The organism is Pseudomonas brassicacearum, from assembly GCF_000585995.1.
GTDB lineage: Bacteria > Pseudomonadota > Gammaproteobacteria > Pseudomonadales > Pseudomonadaceae > Aquipseudomonas > Aquipseudomonas brassicacearum_A.
In genome coordinates this window covers 496,915-520,565 of record NZ_CP007410.1, presented here as the reverse complement: position 1 = coordinate 520,565, position 23,651 = coordinate 496,915, and the positions used below count along the sequence as shown (strand labels likewise).

Sequence of the window (23,651 nt, the reverse complement as noted above, 5' to 3'; positions counted from 1 at the left end):
CCTCGATTAAATGCCGGCTCAGCGGCTGCGGGGGTTGCGACGAATGAAGTCATCGGCAATTTCATCGAACGTGACGAAGCGCACGCCGGCATGGCCCTGAATGTGTTCGATCAGGCGCTCCAGCATCAGCAGCACCTGGGGACGCCCGGAGACGTCGGGGTGGATGGTCATGGTGAACACGGCATGCTCGTGTTCGCGATAGACCCAGTCGAACTGATCGCGCCACATCTCCTCGAGGTGCCGTGGATTGACGAAACCGTGGCTGTTGGGCGACTTCTTGATGAACATCATCGGTGGCAAATCGTCGAGGTACCAGTTCGCCGGGACCTCCACCAAGTCGGTTTCCTGGCCACGCACCAGCGGCTTCATCCAGGTGTCCGGGTGTTGGCTGTAGTCGATCTTGGTCCAGCTGTCGCCAACGCGAACGTAGTAGGGATGGAAGTCGTTGTGCATCAGGCTGTGGTCGTACTTGATGCCTTTCTTGAGCAGCAGCTCGTTGGTCACTTTGCTGAATTCCCACCAGGGTGCGACGTAGCCGGTAGGCCGCTTGCCGGTCACCTGGGTAATCAACTCGATGGACTTGTCGAGCACCGCTTCTTCCTGTTGCGGGGTCATTGCGATGGGGTTTTCGTGGCTATAGCCGTGCACACCGATCTCGTGGCCCGCGTCGGCCACGGCTTTCATCTGCTCGGGAAAGGTCTCCAGGGAATGCCCGGGAATAAACCAGGTAGTGCGCAGGCCGTAGCGCTCGAACAGTTTGAGCAGCCGCGGCGCGCCGATTTCACCGGCAAACAGGCCCCGGGAAATATCGTCGGGCGAATCTTCACCGCCATAGGAGCCGAGCCAGCCCGCCACGGCGTCTACATCGACCCCAAATGCACAAAGAATATCTTTAGCCATGATCGGCCTCCGGTTGTGGTGGTTGTTTAAACATCAATCAGGAATTGGTCAGCGTCGCCTCGACCGAGCGCGCGACCCGCAAGAGCCGGGCATCCTCGCCTTGGGGCACGCTAAGCAGCAGGCCAGTGGGCAGCCCCTGGCGGTCACGGCCGCTGGGCAGGTTGACGCCGGGCATGTCGAGCAAGCTGCCGGGCATCGTCAGCCTCAGGGTGGCGAGATTGGTGCGGATAAACAGTTCGTCGTCGGTTTCCAAAGGCGCCAACGGCGGGGCGACGTGGGCCACGGTCGGCGTGATCAGCACCGCGCCGTCGAGCTCCTCGACGAGTTGGCGCTGCAAGGTCGATCGGGCGTCGTAGAGTTTGAGCACCTGGCTGGCGGTCATGGGCCGCGCCGCTTCGAGCCGTCGGCGTACCCGCGGGTCGAGGCGTTCGGCATCGGCGCTGTCGAGCAGAGCCTCATGCAAGGCGAATGCTTCGGCCGCCCCCAGCCAGCCGTGGTCGCGGATCAGCGCGAGGCTGGCCTGGAAAGCGGGCAATGGCCGAATTTCCACCAGCGCCCCGGCCGTGCGCAACGCCTGGATACCGGCCTGCACATTGGCCTGCACCGCAGCCTCGACACGGGCATCCTCCAGCACCGCTTGCTCGACCCAGAAACGCTGCCCGGCCAGGCTGCGCACCGGTGGCGTTTGTCGTGGATCGCGCCCCTGAAGCAGTTCGTCGATCATCCAGGCGTCACGCACGCTACGAGTCAACGGGCCGACGCTGTCGATGCTGTGGGCCAGGGGAAACACCCCGTCGCGACTGTAACGACGGGAGCTGGCGCGAAACCCCACCAGAGCGTTGAAAGCCGCCGGGACGCGGATCGAACCGGCGGTATCGGTGCCCATGGCGATCGGCACGATGCCCGCCGCGACCGCCACCGCCGAACCGCTGGAGGAGCCGCCGGGGATGCGTGGCTGCGCATCGCTGTACGGGTTGACCGGCGTGCCAAAGTGCGGGTTGAGGCCGAGCCCTGAATAGGCGAACTCGCTGAGGTTGGTCTTGCCCAGGCAGACCATGCCCGCTCGGCTAAGCAGACTGACACTGGCGGCGTCCAACAGCGCGGGCGGTGCATCCCGACGCACCGCCGCTGCCGCGGTGGTGACACTGCCGGCCACGTCGAACAGGTCCTTCCAAGCCAGCGGCACGCCATCGAAGCCACTCAGCGGTTGCCCGGCACGCCAGCGCGCCGCCGAGGCCTGCGCTTCGCGCCGGGCCCGGGCTTCGGTCAGCGACACGAACACATGTTCGGCACGCGCGGCTTGCTCCAGCGCTTGCTCCAGCACTTGGACCGGGTCGGTACGCCCCGAGGCGAAGGCTTCGGCAAGCGCGATGGCATCGGGCGAGGAAAATGAATTCATGGGCAAGGGCATCCGAAAACGTATCAATTATTAAAATATACATTTATACGGAGCAGATTCCATGCCAGCTATTCTGGCGTCGCTGAATACTCGTCGCCTCCTTCTATCTGCCAACGGCCTGGAATCACCGGCTTAGAGCGGCGTCCATGCGGTGGATGAGCCTGGTGCTGGTCAAAACCTGGATGGGATGCTTAGCTAATGTATATTTTTATAAAAGATACATTTAGGTGCAGAAAAGTAACGCTTTGATGGAGCGGGCCCCACGAAAGGGCGCGCCAATGTGACCCTCAGTGACACAGGACACTGTGAGAGAATCCCGCCATCACCGACACGCCCAGAGGAATCGATGAAAGCAGCGCCAGCCCAAGACCCACGCACCGCGTCGCGCTACGCGATGATTCATCAGGTATTGCGTGACGCAATCACCGAGGGCACCGCGCTGCAAGGTTTGGTCTTACTGGAAGCGCCGCTGGCCGAGCTGTTCGGCACCAGCCGTGTGCCGGTGCGCAAGGCGCTGGATCTGTTGCACGAAGAGCGGTTGATCCGTCGTTTTGACGGGCGTGGGTACTTGATCAACCCCCTGGGCCTGGATATCGAGCCGCTACGCCTGCCCTTGAGCCATGCCCACCTGGGCCTGGCGAGCGGCGAAGAACTGGTGGACACGCGGCCACTGGGGGAGCGGATCCACGAGGAAATCGGCAGCGCGCTGCTGACCTGCATTACCTTCGGCCACTACCGCCTCGATGAACAAGCCGCCGCCGAGCATTACGGCGTGAGCCGGGCCGTGGTGCGAGAAGCCTTGATGCGCCTGAGGGATCGGGGCCTGCTGGAAAAAGAGCCCTATTCACAATGGCTGGCCGGCCCGCTCACCGCCCGTGAAGTCACCGAAGATTATGAATTGCGCGCCTGCCTGGAGCCCGAGGCGCTACGTCAAAGCGCGCCTGGGCTGAGCCGTGAGCAACTGCAAGCCATGCTGGAACGGGTGACCCAGGCGCAACAGGCTGAGCATTGCCCGGAAGAGACGATCCAGCGTATCGAGGAAGACCTGCACCAGCACTGCCTCAGCGGCCTGCAGAATCGCAAAATGGCAGCACTGATTCGCCAGGCCCAGAGCCCGATGATCATCAGCCGGATTTTTTCCCGACTGCTGGGAATCGGCGCGGACCCCGCCATGCTGGCCGAGCACCGCCTGATTCTGGAACTGCTATTACACGGGGCCTTCGACGCCGCCGCGCTGAACCTCAAGGAGCATTTGCACCGCGCCCGGCAACGCATGCTGCAACGCCTCAAGGTGCTGTCGGTCGTGCCGGAGCAAGACTTGCCACCTTACCTCAGCAAAATCAGCTGATCGCAAAGGGCCGTCCTCAGCTTTCCAGCAATCCATGCAACTCCACGAACTGCTGGGTCAGCTTGTGCCGCGGGTCCAAGTGGATCAGCGGCAGGCTTGCCTGGTGGGATTCACGCATCCGCACCGAACTGCTCAGGTACACCGGCAATACCGGCAGGCCTTCGGCAATCAGTTCATCAAGAATCTGTTGTGGCAGGCTGGCGCGGGCCTGGAACTGGTTGACCACGATGCCTTCGACTTCCAGGCCTTCGTTATGGTCGTCCTTGAGCTCTTCGATTTCCGCCAGCAAACCATACAGCGCCTGACGGGAGAAGCTGTCGCAATCGAAGGGGATCAGCACCCGGTCGGCGGCAATCAACGCTGAAACCGCATAGAAGTTCAGAGACGGCGGGGTGTCCAGGTAAATCCGGTCGTAATCCTCCTCCAACTCTTCGAGCAGCTTGCGCAGCTTGTTGATCTTGTGTTTTGCCTCAAGCTTGGGCTGCAAATCCGTCAGCTCTGCGGTGGCGGTGATGACATGCAGGTTGTCGAACGGCGTTTCGTAGATATCCACCTTGTTCTTTTTCGAGAACGGCCCGGACGACAGGGTTTGCTTGAAGAATTCGGCAATGCCCATGGGAATGTCATCGCCGGTCAGGCCCGTCAGGTATTGAGTGGAGTTGGCCTGGGCATCCAGGTCCACCAACAGCGTGCGATAACCCTCGCTGGCGCTGACCGCCGCCAGATTACAGGCGATGCTGGACTTGCCCACCCCCCCTTCTGATTGAACACCACACGCCGCATGTCAAAACCTCCGTGTATCAAAGATTCCCGAGTGTAGTAGGCCACGACACTGCTTCGCTACCTTCCGTGCAGATGGACCACAGCGCCTGTGGCTTTTTCATTCGATGAGGCGTCAATTTGCCTGAAAAATGACGGAAACAACCGACAGACAGGCTCGTCACGATCGCGATAATGATCCCGGGCCGATGTTGAGCGGACCAACGAGCATATTTCGTTTGAGCAAAATGTAACCAATATTTGCTACAAGCCAGCCGCACCGGGATAATGCGCGCCACTTGGGTCTCAAGGCCATGCAGGGATGGACGCGGATCAAACCACTGAACCGTGACAATAAAAGCCCGCAGGGGTGGGATGAATTTTGTGATCAATTTCAATATCGCCCAATGGCGCGCGTGGGCCCCGGGGCTCGAAAGCGTGGACGATTGGCAGGCGTGGAGCCGACAGCCGGTCGTGCTAGCCGCCAGCGATGCCGCCCCTGACGTATCGTTTCTGCCAGCCATGCAGCGTCGGCGCCTCAGCCGTCTGGCGCGGATGGCCTTCAGTGTCGGCTGGCCGCTGGCCGAGGGGCGTCCCAACCTACCGTTGGTCTTTATTTCCCGCCACGGCGAAACCCCGCGCACTTTCGAGATTCTCAAGGACCTGGCGGCCGACCAACCTTTGTCGCCCACCCAGTTCAGCCTGTCGGTGCACAACGCGGTGATCGGCCTGTGGTCGATCATGCGCGGCGAAACCAGCGAGATGACCGCCCTGGCCGCCACGGGTGACGGGCTGGAACATGGCGTGCTGGAAGCCGCCGCGCTGTTGAACGAAGGCGCACCGGCCGTGCTGCTGGTGATCACCGAAGAACAGCCACCCCAGGTGTATGCCCCCTGGGTCAACGACGTACCGTTTCCCTATGCGGTGGGCCTGCTGCTGACCCCTGGCGACGACTGGCGATTGGACCTGGCTGCCCAGGCCGGTCAAATGCCGGGCAGCGACTGGCCCCATGCCCTGGATTTGTTACGTACGCTGCTGGACAACAAGAGCACCTGCCAACATGCCTGGAAGAATCGTGTATGGACCTGGCAACACAGCCGGTGACCGGTAAATATCGCGACGCCTATTACTGGCGCCTGCTCGCGACCGCCGCAAGCTTCGCCCTGTTCGGGCTGGGCGGGCTGTGTCTGCGGTTGCTGGTGTTTCCGTTACTGGCCTGGCTGCCCGGCGATGCCCATGCCCACCGACAACGGGCCCGTCGCACGGTCGGACGGTTGTTCTGGTTCTTTATCCGGTTCATGGCCCGCACCGGCGTGCTCACTTATCAAATCGATGGCGCCGAAAAACTCGGTCGGCCCGGGCAGATGATCATCGCCAACCACCCGTCGCTGATCGACGTGGTGTTCCTGATCGGGCTAGTGCCCGACGCCAACTGCGTGGTCAAGCAAAGCCTGTGGGATAACCCCTTTACCCGAGGGCCGCTGCGCTCGACCCAATACATTAGTAACGACGGCAGCATGGACATGCTCGACGCCGCCAGCGATGCCCTGCAAGACGGTCAGAGCCTGATCGTGTTCCCCGAAGGGACGCGCACCCAACCAGGCCATGCGCCGGCCTTTCATCGGGGCGCAGCGGCCATCGCCCTGCGCGGTGCGAAAATCCTCACCCCCGTCACCATCAAGGTCCGCCCCACTACCCTGACCAAGGCCGAACCCTGGTATCGCATCCCCCAACGCCGCGTGCACTTCAGTTTTCGCGTGGGGGCCGATATAGATCCACAGGCCTTCGCCGCGCTCGGCCCACCGCCACAGGCCTCGCGCAGGCTCAACGATTTTCTGCACCACTATTTCATCAAGGAGCTCGCCGAAGATGAGCGATCTGCACCGTGACATCAAAAAGCTGATCATCGACGCCCTGGGCCTTGAGGACATCAGCATCGACGACATCGGCGACCACCAGACCCTGTTCGGCGAAGGCCTGGGCCTGGACTCGGTGGATGCCCTGGAACTTGGCCTGGCGATCCAGAAGGAGTACGGCATCAAGATCGATGCCGACGCCAAGGACACCCGTAACCACTTCAGCAATGTGGCAAGCCTTGCGGCCTTCGTCACTGCAAAAAGCGTAGCCTGAGACCAGACCATGCAAACTCGTGACGACATTTTCAACACCCTGCGCGATGCTCTGGTCGAGCTTTTCGAACTGGAGCCTGAGCGCGTAACACTGGAATCGAACCTGTACCAGGATCTGGAAATCGACAGCATCGACGCGGTCGACCTGATCGATCACATCAAGCGCCAGACTGGCAAGAAAATCGCTGCCGAAGAATTCAAGTCGGTGCGCACCGTCAATGACGTGGTCGAGGCGGTCTATCGACTGGTCCAACCGGCCGCATGAGCCGGCTGATTGGCCTCGGCCTGCTGCTGGCAGGCCTGCTGTACCCCTTTGCGGTGTATTTCGGCATGGAGCATTTTGCCCCGTGGCAGTTCGGGCTGCTGCTGGGTAGCCTGTGGCTGGCCCGGGCATTGCTCGGCAAGGGTGGGGCCGGCAGCCGCTGGATGGCGGCCACGGCGATTGTGTTTTGTGTATTGCTCGCGCTGTTCGACAGCCCTCTCCTGCTGCGTTGGTATCCGGTGCTGATCAGCGCCTTCATGCTCGGGTTGTTCGCCCTGAGCCTGAAGTATGGCCCGCCGATGGTCGAACGCCTGGCCCGTCTGCGCGAACCGCAGCTGCCGGCCAAAGCGGTGGTGTATACCCGCCAGGTCACGGTGGCCTGGAGTGTGTTTTTCCTGTGTAACGGTTTACTCGCCGCCGTCCTGACCCTCTGGGCGCCGCTGAGTTGGTGGATGTTGTACACCGGCCTGATTTCCTACGGATTGATGGGGCTGCTGTTTGCCATTGAATGGCTCATACGACAACGGGTAAGAGGCCGCCCATGAATTGGATAACACTTGAGCAGATGTTGCTCGGGGCACAACCGGAGCGTGCGGTTACCGTCGATCCGGCGCTGGATCACTCGCAGTTGCAGGACGAAGCGTTGCGCCTGGCCGCCGGGCTGCAGGCCCGAGGCGTGCGACGCGTGGCCGTGCATCTGGAAGATGCGGCCGAGTTGGCAGTGGCGCTGCTGGGCGCCTGGCGCGCTGGGGCCAGCGTGTTGCTGCCGGCTGATCTGCAAGCGCAGACCCGCCAGCGCTGGGCGGCGGACGTCGAACTGTGGCTGACCGACCAGCCTGATGACACTCACCTTGGCGACTTGCGGCAGGCCCCACTGAGCCCTGCCGAACTGGACCTCGACCAGTGCCGGCTGAGCCTGTGCACTTCCGGCTCCAGCGGCGAGCCCAAGCGCATCGAAAAAACCCTGCGACAGTTGAGTAATGAAGTCCACGCCCTGGAGCAATTGTGGGGCGCAGACCTGGGCCCGGCCTGCATGATCGGCAGCGTCGCCACCCAGCACATCTACGGCCTGCTGTTCCGGGTGCTCTGGCCCTTGTGCGCCGGGCGGGCGTTCGTGCGGCGGCAGCTGGCCTTCCCGGAAGACCTGCAACGCGCCAGCCGCGAGCACCCGGCCTTCGCCTGGGTCGCCAGCCCGGCGTTGCTCAAACGCATGGGCGATAACCTCGACTGGCCGGCCTTGAGCGGCGTGCGCCGGGTGTTTTCCTCAGGTGGTGCCTTGCCGGCCGAGGCCGCCCAAAGCCTGCAGCAACGCCTGGGGCAATGGCCGACGGAAATTTTCGGCAGCTCGGAAACCGGCGGTATCGCCTGGCGCCAGGGGGGTGGACTGTGGCAGCCCTTTGCCGGCGTCGAGCTGAGCCAGGATAGCGACGGCGCCTTGCTCATCGCTTCGCCCTATTTGCCCACCGGTCATGTCGAACACACCGCCGACGCGGCGCGGATCGCCGAGGACGGACGCTTTGAGCTGCTCGGGCGGCTGGACCGTATCGTCAAGCTCGAAGAAAAACGCATTTCCTTGCCGATGCTGGAACAGGCGTTGATAGCCCACGACTGGGTCAGCGAAGCGCGGCTGGGGGTGGTGCAGGAGAATCGCGCCTCCCTCGGCGCACTGCTGGTGCTCAGCGAAACCGGCCTGCGCGCCCTGCGCAACCAGGGCCGGCGCGCCATCACCGAGGGCTTGCGCCGGCACCTGAGCGAGCACTGCGAAACCTTGGCCTTGCCTCGACGTTGGCGCTGGCTGCGGCAGTTGCCGCTCAACGCCCAGGGCAAGTTGCCCCAGGCCGAAGTCGAAGCCTTGCTGATGGCGCCGCGCCCCAAAGCCCCGGAAGTCCTGGAACACGTCGAAACCGACGGCGAATGGAACCTGCAACTGGTCGTGCCGCCGGACCTGGCCTACTTCAGCGGCCACTTTCCCACCGCGCCGGTACTGCCCGGCGTGGTACAGGTCGACTGGGCCATGGACCTGGGCCGACAACTGCTGGACTTGCCGCCTCGGTTCATCGGCATGGAAGTACTGAAATTCCAGCAACTGGTCCGCCCCGGCGATCATATCCAGTTGCACCTGCGCTTCGACCGCGAGCGCGGCAAATTGTACTTTGCCTACCGCAACGCTACGGCGGCCTGCTCCAGTGGGCGGATTGTGTTGGGGGATGGCTAATGATTAATGCTTACACCGTCCTCCTGTGGCGAGGGAGCTTGCTCCCGCTGGGCTGCGAAGCAGCCCTTGGTTTTTCAAGAGCGAGTGTTTCGCACTCGAGCGGAAGCAAGCTCCCTCTCCACAAAATGCACCTTAGCCACCGAGACATGCCGCATGCATAACCCCTGCGCCGTCATTCCGGTCTACAACCACGAAACCGCCATCTCGGCGGTGGTCCAGACACTGCTCGCCAACGGCCTGCCCTGTGTGCTGGTGGATGACGCCAGCAGCCCGGCCTGCGCGGCTGTGCTGGAGCGGCTGGCCGAGGGCGAGCAAGTTCATCTGGTCAGGCTGGCGGTCAACCAGGGCAAGGGCGGCGCGGTGATGACCGGTTTGCGGGAGGCTTCGCGCCTGGGCTTCAGCCACGCCTTGCAGGTGGACGCCGATGGCCAGCACGACCTTGGCGACGTAAACACCTTCATCGAGCAATCCCGTGCCCACCCGGACGCGGTGATCTGTGGTTATCCGCACTACGACGCCAGCGTGCCGAAAGGCCGTCTCTATGCGCGCTACCTGACCCACGTCATGGTCTGGATCAACAGCCTGTCCCTACAGATCCGCGATTCCATGTGCGGCTTCCGGGTCTATCCCCTGCCGCCGACCCTGGCACTGATCGACTCGGCCAATATTGGCAAGCGCATGGATTTCGATTCGGACATCCTCGTGCGCCTGGCCTGGCGCAATCAGCCGATGCACTGGTTGCACACCCGGGTTCATTACCCCCAGGACGGGGTCTCGCACTTTCGTCTGTTCCACGACAACGTGCTGATCTCCAGCATGCACACCCGGCTGTTCTTCGGCATGCTGGTGCGCTCTCCCTTGATTCTCTGGCGACGGTGGCGGGCATGAGCCTTCAGGCAGACAAACAACACTGGGCCGACCGCCAGGAGCGCGGCAGCTTCTGGCTGATGAAGTTCACGGCGCTCGCCGCCAAGGTGCTGGGCCGCCGCTTACTGAGCCCGCTGCTGTATGGCATCGTCCTGTATTTCTTCGTTTTCGGTCGTGCCGCCCGGCAGGCCGCCTGGCAATACCAGCAGCGCCTGGCCGACTGGAGCGACCGCCCCGAGCTGCGTCCGACCCATCGACGGGTGTTCGGGCAGTTCATGGCCTTTGCCGATTCCCTGCTCGACAAGCTCGACGTCTGGAACGGCAAGCTGAGCATCGAGCAGATCGAAATCGTCGACCCGGCACTGCTGCGCAATCATTTACGCGATACCCGTGGGCAGATGCTGGTGGGCGCACACCTGGGCAACCTGGAGATGTGCCGGGCCCTGGCCGAGCTGGGCGAGAAAGTGACCATGAACGTGCTGGTGCACACCAAGCATGCCGAGCAGTTCAATCGTTTGCTGGGTGAAGCCGGCGCCACGCACCTGCGGCTGATCCAGGTCAGCGAACTGGACCCGGTGATCATGCTGCAGCTGAGCGAGCGCCTGGAGCGCGGCGAGTGGCTGGCGATTGCCGGCGACCGCGTGCCGCTGCACGGCGGCCGTAGCGTGACCGTGGATTTCATGGGCCACCGGGCCGCGTTCCCCCAAGGGCCCTGGCTGCTGGCCGGCCTGTTGAAATGCCCGGTCAACCTTTTGATGTGCCTCAAGCACGAGGGGCGCTATCGAGTCACCCTCGAGCCTTTCACCGATGCCGTGGTGTGGAAACGCAACGACCGCCAGCAGGTTATCGCCCATTGGGCCGGCCTTTACGCCGAGCGCCTGGCGCATTACTGCCTCCAGGGCCCACAACAGTGGTTCAACTTTTACCCTTTCTGGAAGACCGATGACGATGCCCACTCTTGAGCCGGTAACCTTCGGCGAACGCCCTTTGCGCATCGAAGATGTGTTGGCCCTGGCCAACCGTCAGGCGCCGACGCAATTGCAGGATGACCCGGCGTTCCGCCAGCGCATCGCCAAGGGTGCGCAATTCCTCGACTCTTTGCTGGACAAGGAAGGCGTGATCTACGGCGTGACCACCGGCTATGGCGACTCCTGCGTGGTGGCCGTGCCGTTGCACCACGTCGAGGCCCTGCCGCGCCACTTGTACACGTTCCACGGCTGCGGCCTGGGCAAACTGTTGGACGCCCAGGCCACGCGCGCAGTGCTGGCGGCGCGTTTGCAGTCGCTGTGCCACGGCGTGTCCGGGGTGCGGGTGGAATTGCTGGAGCGCCTGCAGGCGTTTCTTGAACACGACATCCTGCCGCTGATCCCGGAAGAAGGCTCGGTAGGCGCCAGCGGTGACCTGACGCCGCTGTCCTACGTGGCGGCCACGCTGTCCGGCGAACGGGAAGTGATGTTCCGAGGCGAGCGCCGCCTGGCCGCCGACGTGCACCGCGAGCTGGGCTGGACGCCGTTGGTGCTGCGCCCCAAAGAAGCCCTGGCGCTGATGAACGGCACCGCTGTGATGACCGGCCTGGCCTGCCTGGCCTTCGCCCGCGCCGATTACCTGCTGCAACTGGCGACCCGCATCACCGCGCTGAACGTCGTCGCACTGCAAGGCAACCCGGAACACTTCGATGAGCGCCTGTTCGCCGCCAAGCCACACCCTGGCCAGATGCAAGTCGCCGCGTGGCTGCGCAAAGACCTGGCAATCGACGCGCCGACCGCCCCGCTGCATCGCCTGCAGGATCGCTACTCCTTGCGCTGCGCGCCTCACGTGCTCGGCGTATTGGCCGACAGCCTGAACTGGCTGCGCTCGTTCATCGAAATCGAACTCAACAGCGCCAACGACAACCCGATCATCGATGCCGAAGCCGAACGCGTGCTGCACGGCGGGCATTTCTACGGTGGGCATATCGCCTTCGCCATGGACAGCCTGAAGAATCTGGTGGCCAACGTCGCCGACCTGCTGGATCGGCAACTCGCGCTGCTGGTGGACGAGCGCTACAACCATGGCCTGCCGAGCAACCTGTCCGGCGCCAGCGCCGAGCGAGCGATGCTCAACCATGGCTTCAAGGCCGTGCAGATCGGCACCAGCGCCTGGACCGCCGAAGCCTTGAAAAACACCATGCCGGCCAGCGTGTTCTCGCGCTCCACCGAGTGCCACAACCAGGACAAGGTGAGCATGGGCACCATCGCCGCCCGGGATGCCATCCGCGTGCTGGAGCTGACCGAGCAAGTGGCCGCCGCGACGCTGCTGGCCGCCAACCAGGGCGTGTGGCTGCGCAGCCGGGCCGAAGACGCGCGACCACTGCCGCCGGCCCTGGCCGCCATGCATGCGCAACTGGCCGAAGACTTCGCGCCAGTCATCGAAGACCGGGCCCTGGAAGGCGAACTGCGCCTGTGCCTGCAACGCATCGCCGAACAACACTGGAGGCTGCATGCGCAGTAAGGGAATGCTGCACGTCGACACACAGATCGTGGTGCCGTTTTTCGACGTCGATTCGATGAACGTGGTCTGGCACGGCCATTACGTCAAATACCTGGAAGTGGCCCGCTGCGCCTTGCTCGACCTGATCGGCCACAACTACAACGACATGCTTGAGTCCGGCCATGCGTGGCCGGTCATCGACCTGCAACTGCGCTACGTGCGCAGCGCCGTGTTCGGCCAGACCCTGACCGTGCGCGCCAGCCTGGTGGAATGGGAAAACCGACTGAAGATCAACTACCTGATCAGCGACACAGCGACCGGCGAACGCCTGACCCGGGCCAGCTCCGTGCAGGTGGCCGTGGACATGGCCAGCCGTGAAATGCTGCTGGCCTCGCCCCGGGTGTTTGTCGACGCCGTCGAAAGGATGCTGCCATGAAACGCCTGTCCGCCTGGCTGCTGCTGTGCTGCCTGTCGCCCCTGGCCCAAGCGTTCGATTTGCAACAGTTGAGCGAGCAACTGGCCCGCCCTGATGTGATCCACGGGCAGTTCATCCAGGAAAAACACCTGCGCGCCCTGCCCCAGCCCCTCACCAGCAAGGGCCGTTTCGTGCTGGCGAAGAATCACGGCCTGCTGTGGCTGCTGCAAACCCCATTGCAACAGGACTACCGCATCACCCCCCAAGGCATCGCCCGACGGGATGGCAATGCCTGGCAGATGCTGCCGAACAAGAGCGCCGGTGCCGAGCAGAACCGGCTGTTCCTGGCGGTTTTGCAGGGCGACAGCAGTGGCCTGCAACGGGATTTCGAACTGAGCCTGTCGGGTGAGCCGCAGCAGTGGAAACTCACCCTGACCCCACGCTCGGTGCTGCTCAAACAGGTCTTCAACCAGATCAACATCGACGGCGGTGAACTGGTGCAACGCATCGAATTGCTGGAAACCCAGGGCGACAGCACGGTGCTGCGCATGCAGGACGCTACCCGCGCGCAACCCTTGAGCGAAGCGGAGCAACATGATTTTGCCGAGTGAACGGATGCTGCCACGGCTGTTCCTGATCCTGCTACTGGCAGTGCTGGCGCTCGCCGGTTGGCAATGGCGCAACGGTGCGCCGCTGTCGGCCAATCTCATGGAGTTGGTGCCGGGCACTTCTCCCGACGCCCTGGAGCTCGTCGCCGAGCAGCGCATGCAGGAACCGCTCAATCGCGAGGTGCTGGTGCTGGTCGGTCATGCGGATCGCCAACAAGCCATCGCCCTGGCGCAAACCCTGGGCGAGCAATGGCAAGCCAGCGGTCTGTTCGACAAGGTCCAATGGACGTTGCAGGCCGACCTACCGGCGTTGCGCACGCAATTGCTGAACGGACGGCTGGCGATGCTCTCGGCACCCGACCGGCAGCAATTGATCGACCAGCCCCAGGCGTTCATCCAACAACGGGGGCAGGCGCTGTTCGACCCGTTCACTGGCTTCAGCCTGGTGCCGAGCCAGGACGACTGGCTGGGCCTGACCGGACGCATCCAGAACAGCCAACCTCAACGTGGCGCGATCCAACTGGACGTGGGCAGCGGTGCGCTGATCGCCGAAGCCGATGGCAAACATTGGGTGATGCTGCGGGCCCGTACCCATGGCAACGCTTTCGACATGGACCTGCCGCTGAAAGTGGCCGAGTTGCTGCAGCACAGCCGTGATCAGGTCGGCCAGGGCCAAGCCCAACTACTGGCGGCCAGCGGCCTGCTGTACGCCGCCAGCGGCCAGCAGCAGGCATCGCGGGAAATCACCTGGGTCGGCGGTGGTGCGACACTCGGCATTCTGTTGCTGCTGTTGCTGGCCTTCCGCCGTTTTCGGGTGTGGCTGGCGTTCGTACCGGTACTGGTGGGCATGCTGTTTGGGGCGGTGGCTTGCGTGGCGCTGTTTGGGCGCATGCACGTCATGACCCTGGTGCTCGGCTCCAGCCTGATCGGCGTGGCCGTGGATTACCCGCTGCACTATCTGTCCAAAAGCTGGAGCCTCAAGCCGTGGCGCAGCTGGCCGGCCTTGCGCCTGACCCTGCCGGGGCTGAGCCTGAGCCTGGCGACCACCTGCATCGGTTACCTGGCCCTGGCCTGGACACCGTTCCCGGCCCTGACCCAGATCGCGATATTTTCCGCCGCTGGCCTGGTCGGCGCCTACCTGAGCGCGGTCTGCCTGCTGCCGGCGCTGCTCAAGGGTGTTGAGCTACGTCCGGCCCAATGGCCGCTGCGGCTCTGCGAGTACCTGCTCAAGGCCCGCCAAGCCCTGCTGGCGCGGGTGCGCACACCGGTCCTGCTGGCGCTGCTGCTGACATTCTGCGCGGGTGGTCTGTGGCAACTGACCACGAAAAACGACATCCGCCAATGGATCGGTACGCCCCAGCACCTGACCGACGAAGCCCGCGATATCGCCCGCATCACCGGTTTCCAACCCACCAGCCAGTTTTTCCTGATTCGCGCCGATGATCAGCCACAGTTGCTGGAGCGCCAGACCGCCCTCAACGAACGGCTGGAGCAATTGATCGGCCTGGAAAAACTCCAGGGTTACCTGTCGCTGAACCAATTGGTCAGTCCGCCCGCTGAACAGCAAAAAGTCCGTGAGGCCCTGGCCCGGCTACCGGACTTCTGGCAACCGCTGCTGGATCTGGGCGTACCGCTCGCCACGCTGCAAGCGGAGCTCGCGCAATTGCAGGCCCTGCCCGTGACCGACATCGATGCCGCGCTGACCGGCCCGCTGGCCGAGCCGTACCGCACGCTCTGGCTCGGACAGACGGCGCAAGGCGTAGCGGCAGTCGTCAGCCTGCAAGGCCTGAACGATGCCGCGTTGCTGCGGGTGCAGGCCGTGGACTTGCCCGGTGTGCAACTGGTGGATCGCCTGGGAGACCTGAACCGGGTCTTCGCCGCCACGCAGATCAGCGCCGCCGAGTTGAAATTGGCTTCCTGCGTGCTGATCGTGCTGGTGTTGATCTGGCCGTTCGGCGTCGGCGGCGCCTTGCGCATCGTTGCCCTGCCGTTGCTGGCCGCACTGTGCAGCCTGGCGAGCCTCGGCTGGCTGGGACAACCGTTGACGCTGTTCAGCCTGTTCGGCCTGTTGTTGGTAACGGCCATCGGCGTCGACTACGCGATCCTGATGCGTGAGCAAATCGGTGGCGCGGCGGTGAGTCTGCTGGGCACCTTCCTGGCGGCGGTCACCACCTGGCTGTCGTTCGGCCTGCTGGCGCTTTCCAGCACACCGGCGGTGAGTAATTTCGGCCTGGCGGTAAGCCTGGGGCTGGCGTTCAGCTTTATGCTGGCGCCGTGGGCCGGGCATCAGGCCCACGCGGCTGCCGTTGCGGAGCCAGCCCAATGATGATCCTGGTGTTCTGGCTCATGGCCCTGGGGCTATTCGCGGCCGCAACGCGCATCGGCCGTCGCTTCGGGCTGATTCCGATTGTCAGCCAATTGCTGCTGGCGACGTTCGGCTTGCCCCTGCTGATGTACTTCTGGATCGAGCCCGGCTGGTCCCTCAGCGGCGCGCAACTGGTGTCGCCGGTGTGGCTGAAGAATCTCTACAGCCTCGCGTTCGCGCTATTGCTGGGACACATCCTCAGCGACGTGATTGACCTGCGCCTGGACCGCCAGAGCGTGAAGATCGCCCTGCCGAGCTTCGGCATTCCGTTCGCCTGCGGTCTGGCCACCGCGCTCTGGTTGCTGCCGCCCCAGCCCTGGATCAGTTCCCTGGCGGTGGGGCTGCTGTTTGCAATTACCGCGATACCGGTGCTGTACCTGTACCTGCGCCACATCGACTACCCACCCGCCGCCACCCGGCGCCTGGTGCAAACCGCGATTCTGATCGACCTGATGTGCTGGAGCCTGTTCGGCCTGGCCCAGGGCAGCCTGCACCTGAACAGTTTGTTACTGCCGTTGGCCGGTGCCTGTATGCCGCTGCTGTTGCGACTGTTTGGCCTGCGCCAACCGCTGTTGCACAGCGGGATCTTTTTTGCCCTGCTGGTGGTGGCCGAACACTATCGGCTCAACGCACTGATTGTCGGCATTGGTTATCTGCTGTGCATGGCCGCGCTCAAGGTGCCGTTGGTGTTGCCGCTCAATGCGAGCTGGATGCAAGGTTTGCAGACCTACCTGGCGATCCCGCTGATCCTCACCTTCGGCATAGTGCAAATCAACGTCCACAGCGCCATGAACAACCTCGATTGGCTACAGATAGGGGCGTTGCTGCTATTGCCGATCGCCAGCAAACTGCTGGGCAACTGGCTGGGGCTGGGATGGGCCGATACACCCTTTGCCGGTGCCAGTCGCTGGCGCGAAAGTGTCTTGCTGAACATCCGCGGCTTGAGTGAAATCGTGTTCCTCAACCTGCTCTTGCAACAACAGCTCATCAGCCCGGCGTTGTACTTCACGCTGATGCTGATGGGCCTGATCGCCACATTGCTGCCGGCCGTGGCCGGTTTCCACCGTATTCCCTCGTTTGCCGTCCCGGCCAGGAGCTCAAGTGCCAAGAGTTGAAATGGAATGTCGCCAGGTCGTCATCATCGGCGCGGGTCCCTCGGGCGCCATCGCGGCCGCGCTGCTCAAGCGCAAGGGCCACGATGTGCTGGTCATTGAACGCCAGCACTTCCCCCGGTTCTCCATCGGCGAGAGCCTGTTGTCCCATTGCCTGGACTTCGTCGAAGAAGCCGGCATGCTCGACGCAGTGAATGCCGCCGGGTTCCAACGCAAGAACGGTGCGGCGTTCGCCTGGGGCGAGCGCTACAGCGCCTTCGATTTCGGCGATACCTTCAGCAACGGCAAGCCCACGACTTTCCAGGTGCAACGCGCCGACTTCGATAAATTGCTGGCCGACCAGGCCGCGCTGCAAGGCGTGGAGATTCGTTATGGCCAAGCCATAACCAGCGCCGATTTCAGCCTCGCCAAACCACAACTGGGCGTGCAGCGCGAAGACGGCAGCGAGTACCGGGTCGAGGCCGATTTCGTGCTCGACGCCAGCGGCTACGGCCGGGTCCTGCCGCGCCTGCTGGACCTTGAGGCACCGTCGAATTTCCCGGTACGCCAAGCGGTGTTTACCCATATTGAAGATCGCATCGACGCGCCGACCTTCGACCGGGAAAAAATCCTGATCACCACCCACCCGAGCAAACGCGACGTGTGGTTCTGGACCATTCCGTTCAGTGGCGGGCGCTGCTCCGTGGGCGTGGTCGCGGCAGCGGAACATTTCGCGGAACGTACCGACGACCTCGACGCGTGCCTGCGCGGTTTCATCGCCGAAACCCCAAGCCTGGCCGACGTGTTGAAGAATGCCGTGTGGGACACTCCGGCGCGGACCATCGGTGGCTACTCGGCCAACGTCAAGACCCTGCATGGCCCGGGCTTTGCCCTGCTGGGCAACGCTGCCGAATTCCTCGACCCGGTGTTCTCTTCCGGCGTGACCATTGCCATGCGCTCGGCGAGCATGGCCGCCGGTGTGCTGCATCGTCAGTTGCAAGGCGAAAGCGTGGATTGGCAAAGCGAATTCGCCGAGCCACTCAAGCGCGGCGTCGATACCTTCCGCTGCTACGTCGAGGGCTGGTACGCCGGCACCTTCCAGGACGTGATTTTCTACACCGAAGGCTCGGACGACATCCGCCGCATGATCAGCTCGATCCTGGCCGGTTACGCCTGGGATCAGCGCAACCCGTTTGTCAGCGAACCGAAACGGCGCCTGCGCATGCTCTCGGAAATCTGTGCGAGCCCCGCACCATGAGTGAAGTACAATGAGCTACCTGAGCGACAACTACGTCGAAGAGACGCGCTTCGGCTTCTGGTTCCTGCGCAGCCACACCTGGCAGCACCATGTGCTGCGGGTGGCGATCAATGACCTGCGCAGCCTGTTCAGCGCCCCGCTGCCGGCCAACCCGGTGCTGCTGGACGCCGGTTGCGGCCAGGGCAAGTCGTTCCAGTACCTGCGCCAGGTGTTCGCGCCGCAACGCCTGATCGGGGTGGACGCCGACCCCCATAGCCTGGACCTGAGCCAGGAGGAAGCCGCGCGCCAAGGCATGACCGTGGAATTGATCGGCAGCGACTGCGCGACGCTGGCGGTGCCGGATGCCAGTGTCGACCTGTTGTTCTGCCACCAGACCTTCCATCATCTGGTGGAGCAGGAAAAAGCCCTCGCCGAGTTCTATCGCGTGCTCAAGCCCGGCGGTTACCTGATGTTCGCCGAATCCACCGAGGCCTACATCGATACCTGGGTGATCCGCTGGCTGTTCCGTCATCCGATGCACGTGCAAAAAAGTGCTGCCCAGTACTTGGAAATGATCCGCAGCCAGGGGTTCGAGTTCGAGGCCCGCAACGTCTCCTATCCGTACCTGTGGTGGAGCCGCTCCAAGGATTTCGGCTTGCTGGAACGCTTTGGCTTGCGCCGCGCCAAGCCGTTCGGCGAACGGGAGGAAACCCTGGTCAATGTGGTGGCCCGCAAGCCCGTCGAAGGGGTCATCGAATGATGCGCGCCCTGCTTTTTGGCTGCCTGTTGCTGCTCAGTGCCTGCGCCAGCCACGCGCCGTTGCCCGAGCGCACGCCAACCCTGGTGCTGCCATTGCAGTTGCACATCGAGCGACAACTGGCCGGTCAACGGCTGGATTGGCTGTTGGTCATCCAACGTGAAGACGCCGGTATCCGGTGGTCGATGATGGACCCGCTGGGCATTCCGGTGGCCCGCCAACGCCTGATCGATGGCCATTGGCAGGCCGATGGACTGCTGCCGCCCAATGCCGAGGCCCGGGAATTGTTCGCTGCGCTGTTGTTTGCCCTCACACCCGAAGGCGAACTGCCGGGCAACTATCCGGCCGCCCGACACCAGGATGGGCAGCGAACCCTCGATGCCCGCTGGCAGGTGCGCTACGAGCGACCGCTGGACTTTCAACTGAGCCTGCCCCAAGGCCCGCACTACCGCATCACACCGTTGACCGAGAGCGCCCCATGACCGCCTATTTGAATGCCCTCGGGGTGATCTGCGCCCTGGGCCGCGACAAACATACAGTTGCGCGCAATCTGTTTGCCGGCGACTGCGGCGGCGTGCGTGTCGAGGCTGGTTGGGTGGCTGAGCGTGCATTACCGGTGGCCTCGGTGTCCGGTGAACTCGCGCCTATCCCCGAAGCGTTGGTGGCACAGCGCAGCCGCAATAATCAGCTGCTGCTGGAAGCCGGGTTGCAGATCCGCACCGAGATCGATCAGGCAATCCACACCTACGGCCGCGCCCGTATTGGCATCGTGCTCGGTACCAGCACCTCGGGCATCGATGAGGCGAGCAGTGGCATTGCCCATTACCTGCGCGAGCAGCGCTTCCCCGACGGCTACGACTACCAGCAACAGGAGCTCAGCGCGCCGGCCAACTTTCTGTCCGACTGGCTCGACCTGAGCGGTCCCTCCTATGTGATTTCCACCGCCTGCACATCCAGCGCCCGCGCCTTGATGAGCGCCCGACGCCTGCTGGACCTGGGCCTGTGCGATGCCGTGCTCTGTGGCGGAGTGGACAGTCTGTGCAAACTGACTCTCAATGGTTTTTCCGCCCTGGAAGCGGTCTCCAGCGAACGCTGCAATCCGTTTTCAGCGAACCGCAGCGGCATCAATATTGGTGAAGCGGCGGTGCTGTTTCTCATGAGCAAGACGCCAGGTGACGGCACTCGTATTGCCTTGCTGGGCGACGGCGCCAGCTCCGATGCCCACCATATTTCCGCCCCTGAACCCAGTGGTCGCGGCGCCCGCCAAGCGATGGAAAAAGCCTTGCACTGCGCAGGCATCGAGGCCCGCCAGATCGACTACCTGAACCTGCACGGCACCGCCACGCAACACAATGACGCCATGGAAAGCCAGGCAGTGGCCGGGCTGTTTCCGACAGGGGTGCCCTGTTCGTCCACCAAGCCCATGACCGGCCATACCCTTGGGGCAGCCGGGGCGCTGGAAGCAGCGTTCTGCTGGTTGAGCCTGAGCGCCGAAAATCCCGACCAGCGTCTGCCACCGCATGTCTGGGACGGCCAGGCCGACCCTGAACTGCCAGCGCTGGACTGGGTAAACGCCAGCACCCGCCTGAACCCGACATCGCCGCGCCGCCTGATGAGCAATTCGTTCGCCTTCGGCGGCAACAACGTCAGCCTGATTATCGGAGACGCCCCATGATTGACTGGCCACTCGCCGAACTGCTGCCCCATGCCGGCGACATGATTCTGATCGACCGGATCCTGGCCTTCGATGACGAGCAGATCCATACCTGCACCACGGTCAAGCCTGGCGGTTTGTTCAACCGCGACGACGGCGCGCTGCCGGCCTGGGTTGGCATCGAGTTGATGGCCCAGAGCGTTGCAGCATTTGCCGGTTGCCATGCCCGCCGACGCGGCGATGCCGTGGAGCTGGGTTTCCTGCTCGGCACCCGCAAGTTCGAATGCAACGTCGAGTATTTCCCAGTCGGTGCCGAGCTGACCATCCACGGTGTGCGCTCCCTGGAAGACGACAACGGCATGGGCGTGTTCGAATGCCACATCCACGCCCCTGGCATCCATGCCATGGCCCGGCTGAACGTGTTCCGTCCGCCCAAGGGCGCCCATTACCTTCATGAACCGTCTGCAACAGGAACCCCGCCATGACTGAATCCGTACTGGTCACCGGCTCCAGCCGTGGCATCGGCCGCGCTATCGCCCTGCGCCTGGCCCAGGCCGGGCACGACATCGTGCTGCATTGCCGCAGCGGCCACGCCGAGGCCGAAGCCGTGCAGGCCCAAATCCAGGCCCTGGGTCGCAATGCCCGGGTGCTGCAATTCGACGTGTCCGACCGCGCCGCCTGCAAAGCCATCCTTGAAGCCGATGTCGACACCCACGGCGCCTATTACGGCGTGGTGCTCAACGCCGGCCTGACCCGCGACGGCGCCTTCCCGGCGCTGAGCGAGGACGACTGGGACACGGTGATGCGCACCAACCTCGACGGTTTCTACAACGTGCTGCACCCGGTGATGATGCCGATGATTCGTCGTCGCGCCGCCGGGCGAATCGTCTGCATCACCTCGGTTTCCGGGCTGATCGGCAACCGCGGCCAAGTCAACTACAGTGCGTCGAAGGCCGGCTTGATCGGCGCGGCCAAGGCGTTGGCAATTGAGTTGGGCAAGCGCAAGATCACCGTCAATTGCGTCGCGCCTGGCCTGATCGACACCGCCATGCTCGATGAAAACGTGCCCGTGGAAGAACTGATGAAAATGATCCCCGCCCAGCGCATGGGCACCCCAGAAGAGGTGGCTGGCGCGGTGAATTTCCTGATGTCCGCCGAAGCGGGCTACATCACCCGACAGGTGCTGGCCGTCAATGGAGGCCTGTGCTGATGAAGCGCGTCGTCGTCACCGGCATGGCCGGTATCACCTCCATCGGCAGCGACTGGGACACCATCGCCGCCAACTTCGCCGCCAACCGCAGCGGCATCCGGCGCATGGACGAATGGGACCGCTTCACCGAACTGAACACGCGCCTGGCAGGCCCCATCGACGACTTCCAGGTCCCGGCTCACTGGACGCGCAAGCAACTGCGCAGCATGGGCCGGGTCTCGCGCCTGGCGGTGGGCGCGGCGGAACAAGCCCTGGCCGACGCCGGCCTGCTGGGCGACGAGTCGATCAAGGACGGGCGCATGGGCGTGTCCTGCGGTTCGTCCACCGGCAGCACCGATGAGATCAAGGCCTTTGGCAACATGCTGCTCAACAGCGTGGCCGAAGGGCTGAACGCCAACTCCTATGTGCGGATGATGCCCCACACCACGGCGGCCAACATCAGCATCTTCTTCGGGCTGACCGGGCGCCTGATTCCCACCTCCAGCGCCTGCACCAGCGGCAGCCATGGCATCGGCTATGCCTACGAGGCAATCAAGTTCGGGCGCCTGCCGCTGATGCTGGCCGGTGGCGCCGAAGAGCTGTGCCCGACCGAAGCGATGGTCTTCGATGCGCTCTACGCCACCAGCCTGAAAAACGACGCCCCGCAAACCAGCCCGCGCCCCTACGACAAGGACCGCGATGGGCTGGTGATCGGCGAAGGCGCCGGCATGTTGGTACTCGAAGAGCTGGAACATGCGTTGGCGCGCGGCGCGCATATCCATGCCGAAATCGTCGGTTTTGGCAGCAACGCCGACGGCCAGCACGCCACCCGTCCCGAACTGAGCACCATGCGCCGGGCCATGGAACTGGCCCTGGAAGATGCCGGCCTCGAGCCTGCCGCCATCGGCTACGTCAACGGCCACGGCACCGCCACCGAACAAGGCGACATCGCCGAAACCCTGGCCACCAGCAGCCTGTTCGGCGAGCACATGCCCATCAGCTCGCAAAAGAGCTTTCTTGGCCATACCCTGGGCGCCTGTGGCGCGTTGGAATCCTGGTTCAGCATCGAAATGCTGAACCGCGACCTCTACGTGCACACCTTCAACCTCGACGAGGTTGATCCCCAATGCGGCAAGCTCGATTACCTGCGCAATGAGTTCAGGCCGATGAGCAACGAATACGTGATGAACAACAACTTCGCCTTTGGTGGGGTCAACACCTCGCTGATCTTCCGCCGCTGGCACTGAACCGGTTCAAATGCCCGTTACCCCTCGTCAAGGAGACTCATGATGTCGTTGAAGAAAATCGCCGTAACCGCCGCTCTCTTGCTCAGCACCCTGCCAGCCATCAGCCAGGCTCGCGATACCGCGCTGTTCCTGCCGTTTGACAAAGTCGTCGCCGAAGCCATCCGCACCGGCAAAATCGACGGCAGCGTGAAGTTCTACCTGGCTGGCAACAAACCGGCTGGCAACGTCACCGTCGTCAGCCCGGGTGCCGTGACCAACAAGAAAACCAATGCCTTCAACAAATCCGATGAAGTGGCCTGCGAATGGGTGCTGCAATCGGCACTGATCAGCTTGCACCAGGCCGCCAAGAACGCCGGCGCCAATGCGGTCACCAACATCGTCAGCTTCTACAAGAGCAACGAACGCAAGGATCCGACCACCTACGAATGCCACGCCGGCGCGATCATGGCGGGCGTTGCGTTGAAAGGGGATTTGGCGAAGGTGCAATAAAGCGCTAAAGAGGCCCGGTGGCGCTCCCACTGGGCTGCGCAGCCATTTTGATCGTTCCCACGCTCCCGCGTGGGAACGCCGCCAGGGACGCTCCGCGTTCCGCTTCTGGAGGTCCGCGCTGAAGCATGAGCAGCTATCGGCCATCATGAGCAAGCGCGGCCCCCACATAGATCATGTCTTCACAACTTGTGTACATCGCCCGGTGCCGCTACATGCGGTATCTATATACCGCCCCCTCTTCGCGCTTCTTC

24 protein-coding genes and 1 pseudogene are annotated in these 23,651 nt (G+C 63.4%); 22 read left to right on the top strand and 3 right to left on the bottom strand.

The window, feature by feature from the left end; all coding sequences use genetic code 11:
• Nucleotides 1-18 precede the first annotated feature (18 nt).
• Nucleotides 19-900 (bottom strand): polysaccharide deacetylase family protein, encoded by an 882-nt coding sequence (locus CD58_RS02235; RefSeq protein ID WP_025211461.1) that lies wholly within the window; start codon nt 898-900, stop codon nt 19-21.
• Nucleotides 901-937: 37 nt separating this feature from the next.
• Nucleotides 938-2,299, bottom strand: coding sequence for an amidase (locus CD58_RS02230; protein ID WP_235195289.1), 1,362 nt, complete (start codon nt 2,297-2,299; stop codon nt 938-940).
• Nucleotides 2,300-2,645: 346 nt separating this feature from the next.
• Here CD58_RS02230 and CD58_RS02225 point away from each other — a divergent pair, with 346 nt between their 5' ends.
• Entirely contained in the window at nt 2,646-3,647 is a 1,002-nt protein-coding gene (locus CD58_RS02225) for a GntR family transcriptional regulator (protein WP_025211459.1), read from the top strand.
• Between the two features lie 16 nt (nt 3,648-3,663).
• Here the strand turns inward: CD58_RS02225 and CD58_RS02220 are convergent.
• Nucleotides 3,664-4,430 (bottom strand): annotated as a pseudogene (locus CD58_RS02220) (ParA family protein).
• Nucleotides 4,431-4,781: 351 nt separating this feature from the next.
• Between CD58_RS02220 and CD58_RS02215 the strand changes: the two are divergent.
• From CD58_RS02215 to CD58_RS02115, 21 genes are all read left to right on the top strand, one after another.
• Nucleotides 4,782-5,510: a beta-ketoacyl synthase chain length factor gene (locus CD58_RS02215; RefSeq protein WP_038436388.1), complete on the top strand. Its 729-nt coding sequence runs from the start codon at nt 4,782-4,784 to the stop codon at nt 5,508-5,510.
• Complete coding sequence (locus CD58_RS02210; RefSeq protein ID WP_025211457.1) at nt 5,486-6,295, top strand: lysophospholipid acyltransferase family protein; 810 nt, start codon at nt 5,486-5,488, stop codon at nt 6,293-6,295. Before CD58_RS02215 ends, CD58_RS02210 begins: the two co-directional genes overlap by 25 nt.
• On the top strand, nt 6,276-6,536 hold the full coding sequence (locus CD58_RS02205) for a phosphopantetheine-binding protein (RefSeq protein WP_025211456.1): 261 nt from the start codon (nt 6,276-6,278) through the stop codon (nt 6,534-6,536). The genes CD58_RS02210 and CD58_RS02205 overlap by 20 nt, the downstream gene beginning before the upstream one ends.
• 9 nt (nt 6,537-6,545) lie before the next feature.
• Nucleotides 6,546-6,800: an acyl carrier protein gene (locus CD58_RS02200; protein WP_025211455.1), complete on the top strand. Its 255-nt coding sequence runs from the start codon at nt 6,546-6,548 to the stop codon at nt 6,798-6,800.
• On the top strand, nt 6,797-7,342 hold the full coding sequence (locus CD58_RS02195) for a membrane protein (protein WP_025211454.1): 546 nt from the start codon (nt 6,797-6,799) through the stop codon (nt 7,340-7,342). Before CD58_RS02200 ends, CD58_RS02195 begins: the two co-directional genes overlap by 4 nt.
• Nucleotides 7,339-9,012: an acyl-CoA synthetase family protein gene (locus tag CD58_RS02190; RefSeq protein WP_025211453.1), complete on the top strand. Its 1,674-nt coding sequence runs from the start codon at nt 7,339-7,341 to the stop codon at nt 9,010-9,012. The genes CD58_RS02195 and CD58_RS02190 overlap by 4 nt, the downstream gene beginning before the upstream one ends.
• Before the next feature lie 153 nt (nt 9,013-9,165).
• A complete protein-coding gene (locus CD58_RS02185) occupies nt 9,166-9,900 on the top strand; it encodes a glycosyltransferase family 2 protein (RefSeq protein WP_025211452.1) in 735 nt (244 codons plus the stop codon).
• Nucleotides 9,897-10,841: a glycosyl transferase gene (locus CD58_RS02180; RefSeq protein WP_025211451.1), complete on the top strand. Its 945-nt coding sequence runs from the start codon at nt 9,897-9,899 to the stop codon at nt 10,839-10,841. Before CD58_RS02185 ends, CD58_RS02180 begins: the two co-directional genes overlap by 4 nt.
• Nucleotides 10,822-12,369, top strand: a complete 1,548-nt coding sequence (locus tag CD58_RS02175) for an HAL/PAL/TAL family ammonia-lyase (RefSeq protein WP_025211450.1) — start codon at nt 10,822-10,824, stop codon at nt 12,367-12,369. Before CD58_RS02180 ends, CD58_RS02175 begins: the two co-directional genes overlap by 20 nt.
• A complete protein-coding gene (locus CD58_RS02170; protein ID WP_025211449.1) occupies nt 12,359-12,784 on the top strand; it encodes an acyl-CoA thioesterase in 426 nt (141 codons plus the stop codon). The genes CD58_RS02175 and CD58_RS02170 overlap by 11 nt, the downstream gene beginning before the upstream one ends.
• Complete coding sequence (locus tag CD58_RS02165) at nt 12,781-13,374, top strand: LolA family protein (RefSeq protein WP_025211448.1); 594 nt, start codon at nt 12,781-12,783, stop codon at nt 13,372-13,374. The genes CD58_RS02170 and CD58_RS02165 overlap by 4 nt, the downstream gene beginning before the upstream one ends.
• On the top strand, nt 13,358-15,697 hold the full coding sequence (locus CD58_RS02160; RefSeq protein ID WP_025211447.1) for an MMPL family transporter: 2,340 nt from the start codon (nt 13,358-13,360) through the stop codon (nt 15,695-15,697). The genes CD58_RS02165 and CD58_RS02160 overlap by 17 nt, the downstream gene beginning before the upstream one ends.
• A complete protein-coding gene (locus CD58_RS02155; protein ID WP_025211446.1) occupies nt 15,694-16,851 on the top strand; it encodes a hypothetical protein in 1,158 nt (385 codons plus the stop codon). The genes CD58_RS02160 and CD58_RS02155 overlap by 4 nt, the downstream gene beginning before the upstream one ends.
• Nucleotides 16,838-18,085, top strand: coding sequence for an NAD(P)/FAD-dependent oxidoreductase (locus CD58_RS02150; protein WP_025211445.1), 1,248 nt, complete (start codon nt 16,838-16,840; stop codon nt 18,083-18,085). The genes CD58_RS02155 and CD58_RS02150 overlap by 14 nt, the downstream gene beginning before the upstream one ends.
• Nucleotides 18,086-18,095: 10 nt before the next feature.
• Nucleotides 18,096-18,824: a class I SAM-dependent methyltransferase gene (locus CD58_RS02145; protein ID WP_025211444.1), complete on the top strand. Its 729-nt coding sequence runs from the start codon at nt 18,096-18,098 to the stop codon at nt 18,822-18,824.
• The gene (locus CD58_RS02140) at nt 18,821-19,303 is read left to right on the top strand and encodes a hypothetical protein (protein WP_025211443.1); all 483 of its coding nucleotides are present in this window, start codon (nt 18,821-18,823) and stop codon (nt 19,301-19,303) included. Before CD58_RS02145 ends, CD58_RS02140 begins: the two co-directional genes overlap by 4 nt.
• Nucleotides 19,300-20,496, top strand: coding sequence for a beta-ketoacyl-[acyl-carrier-protein] synthase family protein (locus tag CD58_RS02135; RefSeq protein ID WP_025211442.1), 1,197 nt, complete (start codon nt 19,300-19,302; stop codon nt 20,494-20,496). The genes CD58_RS02140 and CD58_RS02135 overlap by 4 nt, the downstream gene beginning before the upstream one ends.
• On the top strand, nt 20,493-20,960 hold the full coding sequence (locus tag CD58_RS02130; RefSeq protein ID WP_025211441.1) for a hotdog family protein: 468 nt from the start codon (nt 20,493-20,495) through the stop codon (nt 20,958-20,960). Before CD58_RS02135 ends, CD58_RS02130 begins: the two co-directional genes overlap by 4 nt.
• Nucleotides 20,957-21,685: a 3-oxoacyl-ACP reductase FabG gene (gene fabG, locus CD58_RS02125; protein ID WP_025211440.1), complete on the top strand. Its 729-nt coding sequence runs from the start codon at nt 20,957-20,959 to the stop codon at nt 21,683-21,685. Before CD58_RS02130 ends, fabG begins: the two co-directional genes overlap by 4 nt.
• Entirely contained in the window at nt 21,685-22,911 is a 1,227-nt protein-coding gene (locus CD58_RS02120) for a beta-ketoacyl-ACP synthase (protein ID WP_025211439.1), read from the top strand. The genes fabG and CD58_RS02120 overlap by 1 nt, the downstream gene beginning before the upstream one ends.
• Before the next feature lie 42 nt (nt 22,912-22,953).
• Nucleotides 22,954-23,400: an excinuclease gene (locus CD58_RS02115; RefSeq protein WP_025211438.1), complete on the top strand. Its 447-nt coding sequence runs from the start codon at nt 22,954-22,956 to the stop codon at nt 23,398-23,400.
• The last annotated feature ends 251 nt before the right edge of the window (nt 23,401-23,651 follow it).